Origin of the sequence: Pseudomonas sp. (genome assembly GCF_035512415.1) — a bacterium.
In the GTDB taxonomy this organism is placed as follows: Bacteria; Pseudomonadota; Gammaproteobacteria; order Pseudomonadales; family Pseudomonadaceae; genus Aquipseudomonas.
The window spans coordinates 29,073-41,378 of record NZ_DATKDZ010000003.1; the positions used below are offsets into that span (position 1 = coordinate 29,073).

13 protein-coding genes are annotated in these 12,306 nt (G+C 58.8%); 5 read left to right on the plus strand and 8 right to left on the minus strand.

Annotated features, from left to right (window positions below):
- Positions 1-311: 311 nt before the first annotated feature.
- The 6 genes from VMP31_RS00400 to VMP31_RS00425 all read right to left on the minus strand — a co-directional run bounded on the left by VMP31_RS00400 (position 312) and on the right by VMP31_RS00425 (position 6,079).
- Positions 312-1,442, minus strand: coding sequence for a low temperature requirement protein A (locus VMP31_RS00400; RefSeq protein WP_325502939.1), 1,131 nt, complete (start codon positions 1,440-1,442; stop codon positions 312-314).
- A gap of 106 nt (positions 1,443-1,548) precedes the next feature.
- Positions 1,549-2,235 carry a hydrolase gene (locus VMP31_RS00405; protein ID WP_325323833.1) on the minus strand — a complete coding sequence of 229 codons (687 nt, stop codon included), beginning with the start codon at positions 2,233-2,235 and terminating at the stop codon, positions 1,549-1,551.
- Between the two features lie 372 nt (positions 2,236-2,607).
- The gene (locus VMP31_RS00410; protein WP_325502941.1) at positions 2,608-3,501 is read right to left on the minus strand and encodes a pirin family protein; all 894 of its coding nucleotides are present in this window, start codon (positions 3,499-3,501) and stop codon (positions 2,608-2,610) included.
- Between the two features lie 406 nt (positions 3,502-3,907).
- Positions 3,908-4,612 carry a glutamine amidotransferase gene (locus VMP31_RS00415; protein ID WP_325502943.1) on the minus strand — a complete coding sequence of 235 codons (705 nt, stop codon included), beginning with the start codon at positions 4,610-4,612 and terminating at the stop codon, positions 3,908-3,910.
- Positions 4,609-5,637, minus strand: coding sequence for a homoserine dehydrogenase (locus tag VMP31_RS00420; RefSeq protein WP_325502945.1), 1,029 nt, complete (start codon positions 5,635-5,637; stop codon positions 4,609-4,611). The genes VMP31_RS00415 and VMP31_RS00420 overlap by 4 nt, the downstream gene beginning before the upstream one ends.
- 19 nt (positions 5,638-5,656) lie before the next feature.
- On the minus strand, positions 5,657-6,079 hold the full coding sequence (locus tag VMP31_RS00425; protein WP_325502947.1) for a VOC family protein: 423 nt from the start codon (positions 6,077-6,079) through the stop codon (positions 5,657-5,659).
- Positions 6,080-6,182: 103 nt separating this feature from the next.
- Between VMP31_RS00425 and VMP31_RS00430 the strand changes: the two genes are divergently transcribed.
- Positions 6,183-7,103 (plus strand): LysR family transcriptional regulator, encoded by a 921-nt coding sequence (locus VMP31_RS00430; protein WP_325502949.1) that lies wholly within the window; start codon positions 6,183-6,185, stop codon positions 7,101-7,103.
- 58 nt (positions 7,104-7,161) lie between these two features.
- Here the strand turns inward: VMP31_RS00430 and VMP31_RS00435 are convergent, their stop codons facing one another.
- Positions 7,162-7,428, minus strand: a complete 267-nt coding sequence (locus tag VMP31_RS00435; RefSeq protein ID WP_325502951.1) for a helix-turn-helix transcriptional regulator — start codon at positions 7,426-7,428, stop codon at positions 7,162-7,164.
- On the minus strand, positions 7,428-8,753 hold the full coding sequence (locus tag VMP31_RS00440; RefSeq protein WP_325502953.1) for a type II toxin-antitoxin system HipA family toxin: 1,326 nt from the start codon (positions 8,751-8,753) through the stop codon (positions 7,428-7,430). Before VMP31_RS00440 ends, VMP31_RS00435 begins: the two co-directional genes overlap by 1 nt.
- 604 nt (positions 8,754-9,357) lie before the next feature.
- Here VMP31_RS00440 and VMP31_RS00445 point away from each other — a divergent pair.
- The 4 genes from VMP31_RS00445 (at position 9,358) to VMP31_RS00460 (ending at position 12,257) form a co-directional block, all read left to right on the plus strand.
- Positions 9,358-9,558, plus strand: coding sequence for a hypothetical protein (locus VMP31_RS00445; protein WP_325502955.1), 201 nt, complete (start codon positions 9,358-9,360; stop codon positions 9,556-9,558).
- Between the two features lie 76 nt (positions 9,559-9,634).
- Entirely contained in the window at positions 9,635-10,060 is a 426-nt protein-coding gene (cdd, locus tag VMP31_RS00450) for a cytidine deaminase (RefSeq protein ID WP_325502957.1), read from the plus strand.
- 44 nt (positions 10,061-10,104) lie between these two features.
- Complete coding sequence (locus VMP31_RS00455) at positions 10,105-11,364, plus strand: NupC/NupG family nucleoside CNT transporter (protein WP_325502959.1); 1,260 nt, start codon at positions 10,105-10,107, stop codon at positions 11,362-11,364.
- Between the two features lie 107 nt (positions 11,365-11,471).
- Positions 11,472-12,257, plus strand: a complete 786-nt coding sequence (locus tag VMP31_RS00460; RefSeq protein WP_325502961.1) for an outer membrane protein OmpK — start codon at positions 11,472-11,474, stop codon at positions 12,255-12,257.
- Positions 12,258-12,306: the final 49 nt, after the last annotated feature.

Here is a 12,306-nt window from a genome sequence, read left to right on the forward strand (position 1 = left end):
TGTAATGGATGAACGCCTTGTGGCACCTGGTGTGAAGGGACTCACATCCCCCAAGGTCTATTGCAGGTGGTCGTTGAGCGCGGTGCCTGCCTGGAGCATGGATGCGCGTACGGCAGGGACCTGGGTGTTACGGCGGGTAGACCCGAACTCGTTTATCCGCGGTGGTACGGTGCTGGTCTCACGGCATGTAATTTCATATTTATGGGGTTTATGTTCGCGTAGGACTTTGGAGGGGGATTGTACGAATGTGCGGTTTTGGGACGGCACTGCTGCTGTATGGGCGAGGGATATGACTAAGCGCATAGCAGGAGCTAATGGCAGTTGGCTTCAGAGGCATAACGGTTGCGCAACAGCACGCTGAGGATGGTAAGCACGGCGACTATCTCCAAAGAGAGAAATAGCGGTGCCAGAAGGGTAAGAAGGGCAAAGCCGGGCAGTATGAGTCTGGATATCCCGCGGAGCAGGAACAGGTCACGGATGAGCCAGATGCCAAATACATACATGCTGATCGGCACACATATAGCGTAGAGCGCCAGCGTGTTGCTTATCGAGCTACTGCCCGTCTCGCGGTCAACGAGCACTGCAAAGCCGCAGCCTAGTGCGGCCCCAGCCATATAAATCAACGCGTGCCCATACCCCCAATACAAGGCGTGAGGTAAAGCCCTGTCCTTGATTTGCTCCTGCTTGGAAAAATACAGCCACCACAGCGCAAAAATAATCAGCAGCGATAACAGAGTAATGCGCAGCAGTGGTGAGCTGATGCGGCCGGAGTCGGCTGCTGACAATGCCAGGGAGCCGGCCAGTATGGTTTCACCCATGACGATGATATTGAACAGCCCATACCGTTCTACGATGTGGTGCTTGTTCCAGGGTGTTTCGCCCCTGCTTTCAGCGATGACGGGAACGCAGAGCTCGAGCAGCGCGCCTACTGCAAAACCTACGAAGAACAATCCAGTCCCGCCCTGCGGCATCAGCATGAATGCCAGCCAGTAACCTTGAACCAGCAGCAAGCCAGTGGCGTAGAGTTGGGTGGTGGTTTTTCTCGCGCTGTCGTGTCGGCGCGCCCTTAACCAGAGCGCAGCCAGCGGCACTCGCATGATCACGAATCCGACGACAATCAGGTCTAGATCCCGCGAATCGAAAAGGCGCTCTACACCGACCGCAACGGTCAAGGCTCCTGCCATGATGATGAGCGTCAGTGCTCGGTAAAGTGCATCGTCATTGTCGTAGGCCGATGCGAACCAGGTGAAGTTCATCCAACCCCACCAGATGGCAAAGAAAGCCGCGATGAAGGTGGCAATGCCTTGGGTAATGTGTCCGGCCGTTATTGCATGGTGCAAACCAGCGGCTGCAGAGGCGATAGCGATGACGAACACCAGATCGAAGAGTAACTCCAGCGGCGTGGCTGTGCGGTGAGGTTCTTCAGGGTCGCGAGGATGCATGGGTAGCACCCCGGAGAGCAAAAAACGGCGTATACCCATGGTGTAGCCGCTACCGGAGTCCATTGATTTGAAGTCGGGTCGACCTGTCGTGCCGACCCGGCAGAGGTCAGATCTTCGCCGCAACAGGCTCCAGCGTCGGTCCGTGTGTTACGCGCTCTGGCGCCTTGTGCACCATGGTGTAGGCGTAGTCGACGCCCATTCCATATGCGCCAGAGTGCTCTTTGACCAATGCCATAACGGCGTCGTAGGTGTCGCGGTTCTTCCAGTCACGCTGCCACTCCAGCAGAACTTGCTGCCAGGTAACTGGGACAACTCCAGCCTGAATCATGCGTTGCATGGAGTAATCGTGCGCAGCTTGGCTGGTACCACCCGAGGCGTCGGCCACCATATAAATTTCATAGCCGGCATCATGCATCGCGGACAGTGCGAAGGTTGTATTACAGACCTCGGTCCACAAGCCAGAGACGATAACTTTGTTACGGCCATTCTTTTTCAGCGCATCGCGTACTTTCTGGTCATCCCAGGAGTTCATCGAGGTGCGCTCAAGAAGCGGTGCCTCAGGGAACACGGCCAGTAATTCCGGGTAGGTATGGCCCGAAAAGCTTTCTGTTTCGACCGTGGTGATGATGGTTGGGATAGAGAAAATCTTCGCAGCCTTGGCCAGGCCGACCGTGTTGTTCTTCAACGTCTGCCGATCAATGCTTTGTACCCCAAATGCCATTTGTGGCTGCTGATCGATAAAGATCACTTGGCAATTGCTGGGTGTCAGCACTTCGAGTTTTGGATTGGTCATTTCAGTCACCTGATGTGTGTTCGCGCGTGAATGCTGATGATCGCCATGGCGTAAACACAGGGCTGAAGCCATGGCGATGCCGTAGAGAGGCCAACTTTTAGTAGGCCCTCAGTCCCTCAATCCTGCTGAAAGGCATAGCTACTATCCCCAGAGCGGCTGTCTGCGAATTGGACAGGCTTACGGTTCTGGAACATTTATGCGGTTAATGGATTGGGGGCGCGAAATTGGTTTCTGCAAGCCCTGCTACCGCCTATGCCTTTTCTGGTTGATGGCGATGCGTTCCTTCCGTGGGATCGAGCATGTTGCGCTCATCTGCAGCCGTCTGGGCGTTGGTATCTATTGCCAGGCGACTGTCTTGGGTCATGCGGCCGCTTATGGCATGGCTGGCGCAGGCGGGGTTGGATCGTCCGGCAGCGGGATAAATTCCGCGTCGTCTGCGTCCGGAAGCTTCATCCTTCCCGCCTTCCAATCTGATGCCGCCTGAGCGAGTCGATCCTTCGAGGATGACACGAAGTTCCAGTAGATGAACCGTTCGCCAATCGGCTCGCCGCCAAGGACCATCACCGTAGACTGCTTTAATGCCCGGACGCGCGATGCGGCAGGACCGAGTACCAGCATCTTGCCGGTCTCGTAGCGTTGTCCGTCCAGCTCCACCTCGCCCATTGCGACGTAGAGCGCACGCTCCTTGTGGCCGTTGGGAATCTCGGCGGTTGCGCCCGGCACCATGTCAAGATGGGCGTAGAACAGCGGCGAATGTGTCTCGGTAGCAGCCGTCAGGCCATAGGCGCTACCTGCAATCAGCCGACCTGTAATGCCGGCGTCGCTCCATTGCGGCAGATCAAGCCCCGAATGATGCGAGAAAGACGGGGCGATCTCCTCCTGTTCGGTCGGCAGGGCGACCCAGGCTTGAATCCCATGTAGATGATCGCCTTGTGCCCGCCCGCGCTCCAAGCGCTCGCTATGTGTGATGCCGCTACCTGCGGTCATCCAGTTGACTTCCTGTGGCCGAATCGCTTGCTCGTAGCCGAGGCTATCACGATGCATCACCTCGCCAGCGAACAGGTAGCTCACGGTCGAGAGGCCGATGTGCGGATGCGGGCGAATATCGATGCTGCGATCGCTACCCGGTGCCATATCGAATGGCCCCATATGATCGAAGAAGATGAAGGGACCGATCATGCGCTGCGTGGCGGACGGCAATACGCGGCCGACCTCGAAGCCGCCGCCGAGGTTGTGACGTCGCTGTTCGATGATCATTTCAATCATGTTGTATCTCTTGATGGATGCGGGTACATCCCGGTAGACCCTGACTTGCAGGTATCGGCCGACTCTGTTGAAAAAGTTGGCCTCGGTTACCACGATAGAAAGATGGCACCTGAGGTTGAAGTCTTGAAAACCAGGAGGTTGTGCAGCATTGCTACTATCTCCAGAGCGGCCGCCTGAGAATTGGACAGGCTTACTCTTCTGGAACATTTATGCGGTTAGTGGATTGCGCTAGCGCAATGGGTTTCTGCAAGCCCCTCTACCGGCTGTGCTTTTCTGGCTGAGCGCGATGCGTTCCTTCCATGGGATCGAACATTAAGATGCCACCAAGGGCCGCCTTTAACAGCAATACGCCGACATTGATCGGCTTGGCCAGCCCTTAGGGGGCAGCATTTAAGTGCGTTCGAAACTATTGTTCTATCCCCGCTAGCCATTGCTCCAGAAGGATGCCCCCGGCTTTCTCGAGGTCGTGTGCATAGAGCTTTGCATCGCGACGCAGGGTGACGGGGTCGATGCCTGACGTGGCCAGCTCACTCGCATGCCCCAGTAACCAGTGCTCGAATCGTGCGCCACGGACTTCGGGATGAAACTGCAGACCGAGTACGTTTGGCCCGCGGGAGAAGGCCTGATTGCGGCACAGTGGAGTGGAGGCAAGCAGGCTGCAGTCTTCCGGTAGATCAAACGTGTCGCCATGCCAGTGCAGAACGGGCACGTCGCGCAACGCAGCGAGGGGCTGATGTTCGAGGGCGGGTGCCAGGTCAAGGGCTGACCAGCCGATCTCCTTGGCCGGCCCAGGATAGACGCGCGCACCCAGAGCGGCGGCCATCAACTGCGCGCCGAGGCAGATGCCGAGCGTCGGTCGGTCAGCCGCCAGGCGTTCTCGCAATAGCTCTAGCTCGTCGGAGACGAGCGGATAGCTGGCGTGGTCGTAGACGCCAATCGGGCCGCCAAGGACCACCAGAAGGTCTGCATCAAGCGGGTCGAGCAGGCCGAGATCGCGCTCCGCCGCTTCGACGTACTCGATGGCGTAGCCGGCTGTGCGCAGGGGCGCCTCGAAGCTGCCCAGATCTTCGAAGCCGACATGGCGGATGGCTTGCACGGTACGCAGGGTCATGATGAGTGTTCCGCAACAGAGGAGGACCGCGCAGTCCTGGCCATGAGAATGTGTTCGAAGTCCTTCAACGCGGCCGCTGCGGTGGCGACCGGCTCAACGCCGCAGCCGATTGCCAGCGTCTCGCCCATGGCGTCGCTGCTGATGCGGATCGCCTTGCTCTTTCCGCTGACGTGGGCGAACGGGTCGGACAGTGGATAGGTCTTGATGCCGACGCTGGCGCGAATCGCACCGTCTGCGCGGGTGAGGCTGCCGACCAGCTTGGGAACGAGCCCCCTCTCTCGCCACGCCTCGATGCGCTCTGCCGTGACCGACTGAATACCCTCGACCACCAGGTCGTCCATCGTCAGGTCAGCACCAAGACCAAAGTTGGCGAGCAGCAGGAGCTTGCACGCGGTATCCCAGCCTTCCGTGTCGTTGCGCGGGTCAGCTTCGGCGAAGCCTCCCGCCTGCGCTTCACGCAACGCCGCATCGAAGCCGAGGCCCTGCGTGCTCATGGCGTCAAGCAGGTAGTTGGTGGTGGCGTTGAGGATGCCCTCGATGGCGAGCACCTTGCAGCCGGCCAGGCTATGGTCGAGCAGATCGAGTGTCGGCAGGGCGGCGGCCGCCGCACCACTGAGTTTGAGCATCGCCCCCGAGGCCTGCGCGAGTTCGCGCAATTGTCGCCCACTGTGAACCAGGGCACCCTTCGATATAACGATGCAGTCCTGGCCGGCCGACAGCGCCGTACGAAGGTAGGCAAGACCCGGCTCGCCGCTGCGAAAATCGCTCGGCCCGGCCTCGATAAGAACGTCTGCGCCGCTCGCCATCACAAAATCCGGCCCTGAAAGACCCGCCTGTAGCGCATCCAACTGGTTCGCTTGCAGGCCGTTCGCGTCAGCCATACCCGCACGTGATCCGCACACCGCGACCAGGCGAACGTCCACGCCGTAAACCTGGCGATAGCGCTCGCGTCGGGACAGGAGCAGGTCGGCTGTGGCACGTCCGACGCCGCCGAAGCCGGCGATTGCAACCTTGAGCGTTTGCATGAGTTCGCTCCTTTCGCCTCTACTTGGCAAACAGATTGTTGATGTCGGCAAACGCCTTCATTTCGACCGCGTTACCGCTTGGGTCCTTGAAGAACATCGTGGCCTGCTCACCCGGCTCGCCCTTGAAACGGATATAGGGTTTGATGATGAAGTCGACACCCGCCGTGGTAAGCCGCTCGGCTGCCGCTTGCCAATCCTGCATCGGCAAGATCACGCCGAAGTGGCGGACCGGCACACCATGCCCGTCTACCGCGTTCGCCGGTACGGCGCTGGCTTCACCGGGCGTGAGGTGGGCCACGATCTGGTGACCATAAAAATTGAAGTCGATCCATTCCGACGAACTGCGACCCTCGGTGCAACCAAGCAGGTTGCCGTAAAAGTCGCGGGCGGCTGCCAGGTCATCAACCGGAAACGCCAGGTGGAAGGGGCATAGCGCAGTCATTTAGGTATCCCTCGTTGGTGAATGGGATCAGCGTATCCGGCGACAATATTCATGAAAAACGATATGTTCTGATCACGAGCAAAACGAAAAGTTATCAATCACCATGATCACCGAACTTCGTACCCTGATCGCTATAGCACGCCATGGCACATTCAGAGCCGCAGGTGACCGGGTCGGGCTGACCCAGGCTGCTGTCAGCGGCCATATGCATAGACTGGAGGAAACACTCGGCTTCACTCTGTTCGACCGCACGGGGCGCTCGGCTACGCTGAACGCCGCCGGCCTGCGCACGCTTGCCCGCGCCGAGGCGCTGGTTGCCGGTTTCGATGCGCTTGGGGAGCCTACAAGGGACGAGGAGTGGGCCAAACCGCTGGAGATTGGAGCGATCTCCTCGGTGCAGGCGACTATCCTGACGCGGGCACTGGTGCCATTCCGTCAGCGCTTTGCGAACTGTCGAGTAAACCTGTCACCGGGCGTCTCGCTACGCCTGATGGATCGGGTTGAAGCGGGCGAGCTCGATTTGGCCATCCTCATCCGCCCCGCCTTCGAGCCACCCCGGGAGCTGGAGTGGGTACCGCTGGCATGCGAGAACTATGTCCTGCTGATTGCCCAGGGTGTGGTGGGCGACGATTGGCGGGCCGTGCTCTCCGAGCAGCCCTTTATCCGCTATAACCGCTCTTCGTTCGGCGGGCGGCAGGTAGAACGCTTTCTGCGCGATAGCTCACTAGCGCTTCAGGAGTGGATAGAGGTCGACGATATCCAGGCAATGCTCTCGATGGTTGAAAGCGGCCTCGGGGTCGCCGTGGTGCCGTTGACGGAGACGATCCTGCCGCTGCCGCCAAGCGTTCGTGCAATCCCCCTCGGCCCCGAACCAATCCATCGCGAGATCGGCGCCCTTTACAACAAGGTCAAACACTCGACTGCCGTGGCGGGCTTTATCGAATGTTTGCAGGGCGCAGGTGTGGATTTGAACCTGCCAGCTAGTGGACCCCAGCCTGTCTGTGATCTTAAAGGGAAATTGTGAGCCTATTGGCTATCTGGTTTTTGATGGTGAGAGCTTAATTTAAGCAGCTACCCAACGTTCAGCGCGAGTTCCTTGGCACGATACCAACCTGCATACCGAACGGGTTAAACACGCTATTCAAGGTCTGAACGGTCGGGTTGCTTTCGTCATGTTCGAGCTGACGCAACGCACGTAGGGACAGCTTACACATCTGTGCGAACCTTGCCTGCTGCAACCCCGTCACGTCCTTGCGTAAACGCCTAACTGCCTCGCCGATAGTGATTTCGCCAGAAGCCAGCTGCTTCTGTAGCTCGATGAGAATCCGATTTCGTTCGAGAATATCCATTAGATGAGCCCCCAGTTTTTGAGCCGCTGAGGCAGATCTCGCAACGCTATGCGCGGATGGTTCATTGTCGCCGCGGGCAATTCATCAGCACTCAGCAAGTCAGGCAAAGCCAGGAATGTTTGTGCTGCGGCCCTGAGCCGCTGAAATAGCTCATCAGGCTCGATCCACTCAGCAGCTTCATCGCAGGCAGCTTTCCAGTCGACCTGACCGGCCACCTCAATCTGCTTTGGCCATTTTGTTGTTCGCGTTACGCCTTCATCATCCATGACCATGGGAGCCAGATCATAGATTGGGGCCAGGCTCACGCCTTGCGCCGTCCTAATGATGGAGGTGTTTCGGCCATGATTATCTGAGTTCCCAAGAATCTGATTCAGTAAATCACGCCGCATGTACTCGAATACCAAATCACCCACCTGTTCGGCCTGTCCAACGCTTTGCCATAACGCGACCAAGTTTCGTAGCACATCCGAATGCGACAGATAACTGCCAGCTTCGACTACGCCTGACAGTGAATACATCGACTCAACAGCGACACGATTCACGCCGCCAGGACCAACCCCCCGATCAAAGCGATGCATCCACAGGCTGGGCTTCTTTCCTTCCTCCAAAGCCAACCCTTCGGCGGCTATGGTATCGAGCCCCAACTGCTGAACCGCTCGATAAAAGCAGTACTCGCTGCGGAGGATGTCCTGATCGGTCTGACTGGCTTTGTTGCGTGCGAATTTCACAAACCAGTGCTGGACAGCATCTGCATCGGGCAATACAGCGTCGGGATGCAATGCGCCATGGCGATCTTCAGTTAACAGTAGCTTTGGTGCCTCACCGCCTGCTCCAGTAGCACCGCCAATTGCAGCTCCCTGCTCATAGGCATACTCCAAAAAACGTGAGTCGCGGCTGACCACTTCGTCTCGCGTAAAACCCAACACAGGACCGCCTGCGATTGCGCCTGCCGACTCCTTGATGCGCAAAGTTCCAATAGGCGCAGGCGTACAGCGCCCCAACAGAAACAAATCCAGGCTCATGCCCTCCGGTCGCTCACCACTCAAACGCTTCAGCAAAAAGCGTCTAGCCGCTCCAGCAGGCAAGATATCGAAGAGAAAGGCCGGAGCCTTCTTACTCCGCCAAGAGTCCCAACCCAAAGGTAAAGTGGCACTGACCGCGCCATTCAGACGCGTGCTAATCGAGTCGAGGGAGCCCACTAGATAGCCCTGCTCGTACCCATACGTACAAGGACCATCCAACCCTAGATCAGGCTGCTCGAAACCAATCCCCATGGCGTCCTGCCATTCACCACCCGCATAGATTTGTAGAGTGAGCTTGTACATAGCGATCACCGGCAACTTAATGCCTAAAACCTTAGCCAAGCCACAACAAAAAGGCAATTAACTGCCGATAAAGGCCATGAAACAGTCGAAAATAGGCACTTTAATACCCATGAAACTCTATGCTTAGTAGGCATACCCCCCAGCACAGCGTAGGCTCAACTCCGTAATGAGAATTTGAACCCGCAATTTGGATTCGCTACGTGCCTCTTGACGAAGGGCTCAAGGTTTCTATTCTCGGGGCCGTGACTGTATGAATTCCAACAAATCACTGGCGAAAGGCAACTGGCCTAGAAGCAAGACATTGGTGAGCGTGTGTGCGCTATCCAAGGAGTCCATCCTTACTCCATTCAATAAGCGGCTCAGCCGGATGAAGTTTCGTTAGCGCAAGCGCGTATCCGAAGCGCAAGCACATCTGGCCTTTGACAACTCATTAGCACCTCCCCGCCCCTCGTCGTGGCGCAGATCATCAAGAACTGCGCCACATTCGCAATCAAAAATGGCGCAGTTCTGAAAACTGCGCCAATAGATTGCATGAAGGTGTGCTAGCGGGCTACGGGCTGCGACCATCGGAGTTCATGTCCTGGAAATCGCTCCAGGGATACTGATGAGTTCAAGGTTTGCCAAAGCAGCCCCATACGCCCATTGCCATCGGCAAAGGGTAGGCACCTTCGGCCCCGACTCTATTTTTTCTGCTATTACTTACGCCTTCGCACCAAAAGCTGTCTCTCCTGACAGCTTTTCTGTTTTGGTGCACGCTTTTGGCTACGGCAGCACGGCGCGTGGTGAGGAAGTGCAGCAATACTGAGCCTCTCCGAGTTGGCACGCGGCTTGCTAATTCTGACCTTACGGACAAGTTATGTAGATTTTATTAAGGACAGTCAGTGAACAATAACGACCCAATACTCGATTCCCATCCCCGCCTGAAGGAATTGCTCGCGGTCGCCATTCAGGCTTCCGAGCGGGCCTACTGCAAGTACTCCGAGTTTCCCGTGGGTGCCGCGCTGCTGACTGCCGATGGGCAAATCATCAGCGGTTGCAACGTGGAAAACGCCTCCTACGGTCTGACCAATTGCGCCGAGCGTACCGCGCTGTATGCCGCCATCGCCCAGGGCCATGCGCCGCGCAGTTTCAAGGCGCTGGTGGTCTACGCACCGAAAATGGCCGAGATCTCTCCCTGTGGTGCCTGCCGTCAGGTGATCAGTGAGCTGCTGGCCGCCGATTGCCCAGTGTATTGCTGCGGCAGCAGCGCGGACGCTTACCGGCTCTGGTACAGCGAGCAGTTGCTGCCCGGCGCGTTCAGCTTCTAACTAATCCCCCTTTATTTCCCTACTGATTGCGGGAGCTCAGCCCTATGAGCCTTATAGGTATTGTCGTTCTGTTGGCGATCGCTATCGCCTTCTCCAGTAACCGCCGGGCGATTCGCCTGCGCACCGTGATCGGGGCCTTTCTGATCCAGGCAGGCCTCGGGGCCTTTGTGCTCTACGTGCCTTGGGGCCAGGATGTGCTGTCGGGTATTTCCGGGGCGGTGTCGTCGCTGCAGGGCTATGCCAACGAGGGCATCAGCTTTCTGTTCGGCGGCCTCAGCAGCGACAAGATGTTCGAGGTGTTCGGCAACCAGGGCTTCGTTTTCGCCATCCGGGTGCTGCCGCTGATCGTGTTCTTCAGCGCCTTTATCGCCGTGCTCTACTACCTCGGCGTGATGACCCTGGTGATCCGCGTGATCGGTGGTGCGCTGCGCTGGGCGCTGGGCACCAGTCGCACCGAATCCATGTCGGCCACTGCCAATATCTTCGTCGGCCAGACCGAGGCACCGTTGGTGGTGCGGCCGTTTATCCCGCGCATGACCCGCTCCGAGCTGTTCGCAGTGATGGTCGGCGGCCTGGCCTCGGTGGCTGGTTCGGTGCTGATCGGCTACGCCAGCCTGGGCATCGAGCTCAAATACCTGATCGCTGCCAGCTTTATGGCCGCCCCCGGCGGTTTGCTGATGGCCAAGCTGATGGAGCCGGAAACCGACCAGCCGCAGGACGACCCGCGCGACATCGACGAGTTGGTGCAGGACAAGCCGATCAACGTGCTCGATGCCGCCGCCAGTGGTGCGTCCAGCGGCCTGATGCTGGCGCTGAACGTGGGTGCCATGCTGCTGGTGTTTATCGCCCTGATCGCCGTGTGCAACGGCCTGCTCGGCTGGGTCGGGGGCTGGTTCGGCTATCCGGAGGTGAGCTTGCAGGCACTGCTCGGCTATCTGTTCGCGCCGCTGGCTTTCGTGCTCGGCGTGCCCTGGAGCGAAGCGGTGCAGGCCGGCGGCTTTATCGGCCAGAAGCTGGTGCTCAACGAGTTCGTCGCCTACATCGATTTTGCCCAGTACATCGACCCGATCAGGGCCGCCGAACGAGGCGTGGAGGTGCTGTCGGCGCAGACTCAGGTGATCGTCACCTTCGCCCTCTGCGGCTTCGCCAACCTGTCGTCGATCGGCATCCTGCTCGGCGGCCTCGGCGTGATGGCCCCCAACCGTCGCCAGGAACTGGCCCAGCTCGGCCTGCGCGCGGTGCTCGCCGGCAGCCTGTCGAACCTGATGAGCGCGGCCCTGGCCGGCGTCTTCGTAATGCTCTGAACCCTGACCGAAGCCTGCCCGGCGCTCCCCAGGGGCCGCCGGCCAGGCCCCGTTTTTCCCACAAAAGCCTCGCCGCACCGGCGCAGCCCGTCAACAAGGAGAACATCGTGCTGAAAAGAACCCTGATTGCCGCACTGACCTTGGCCATTCCCACCGCCCACGCCGATGGCACCTGGGAGCCGATCTGGTCGTTCGCCAACGTGTCGCTGAACTACCTGGACTGGTCGCAGGGCACCGAAGAGCGTACCGCCAGCAATGCCAGCAAGGGCGACTTCTTCTTCCTCGAGCTGGAAGGAGGCGCCGGCTACAAGTGGGGCGAGTTCTACGGTTTCGTCGACCTGGAGAACCCCGACAGCGACCGCAGCGAGCACGATGGCCGCGACAACCGCCGCAGCGCCGCCAAGGTGACCTCGCACATGTATCTCGGCGATTCGCCGTTCTCGCTCTACCTGCACGTCTACGACTTCCGCGACTACGGTTTCGACGTACGCGAGCAGGACCAGATTATCGGCCTTGGCTACCGCCACACCTTCGCCAATGGCCTGTGGTTGAAGTCCTTCCTCGGCGCGGCCCACGTCAACAGCAACAGCTACAGCGGCCAGAACGGCTATATGCTCGGCTGGGTCGCCGGCTACGACTTCACCCTGCTGGAGCAGAAGCTCAGCGTGACCAACTGGCACGAGCAGACCTTCAAGCGCGACCGCGGCTACATCGAGGACAACTACGTCAACGGTAGCGCCGGCGAACTGGGCACCAACGGGGCCGTGTCGCTGTGGTGGCTCCCGGTTCCGGCAATCACCGCCGGTGTGCAATACCGCTATGCGCACAACAAGCTGGGCACCCCGGACGCTTATCAGAACGCGATGATCTACACCCTTAAATACAATTTCTAATAACCTCGATACTCGAAGCACGGGTGCCCTGCCGCTGCGGGGCAGCCAA

Coding starts and splice junctions, on each gene's coding strand:
- VMP31_RS00400 (WP_325502939.1), bottom strand. CDS start 1,442: ATGCATCCTCGCGACCCTGAAGAACCTCACCGCACAGCCACGCCGCTG.
- VMP31_RS00405 (WP_325323833.1), bottom strand. CDS start 2,235: ATGACCAATCCAAAACTCGAAGTGCTGACACCCAGCAATTGCCAAGTG.
- VMP31_RS00410 (WP_325502941.1), bottom strand. CDS start 3,501: ATGATTGAAATGATCATCGAACAGCGACGTCACAACCTCGGCGGCGGC.
- VMP31_RS00415 (WP_325502943.1), bottom strand. CDS start 4,612: ATGACCCTGCGTACCGTGCAAGCCATCCGCCATGTCGGCTTCGAAGAT.
- VMP31_RS00420 (WP_325502945.1), bottom strand. CDS start 5,637: ATGCAAACGCTCAAGGTTGCAATCGCCGGCTTCGGCGGCGTCGGACGT.
- VMP31_RS00425 (WP_325502947.1), bottom strand. CDS start 6,079: ATGACTGCGCTATGCCCCTTCCACCTGGCGTTTCCGGTTGATGACCTG.
- VMP31_RS00430 (WP_325502949.1), top strand. CDS start 6,183: ATGATCACCGAACTTCGTACCCTGATCGCTATAGCACGCCATGGCACA.
- VMP31_RS00435 (WP_325502951.1), bottom strand. CDS start 7,428: ATGGATATTCTCGAACGAAATCGGATTCTCATCGAGCTACAGAAGCAG.
- VMP31_RS00440 (WP_325502953.1), bottom strand. CDS start 8,753: ATGTACAAGCTCACTCTACAAATCTATGCGGGTGGTGAATGGCAGGAC.
- VMP31_RS00445 (WP_325502955.1), top strand. CDS start 9,358: ATGAGTTCAAGGTTTGCCAAAGCAGCCCCATACGCCCATTGCCATCGG.
- VMP31_RS00455 (WP_325502959.1), top strand. CDS start 10,105: ATGAGCCTTATAGGTATTGTCGTTCTGTTGGCGATCGCTATCGCCTTC.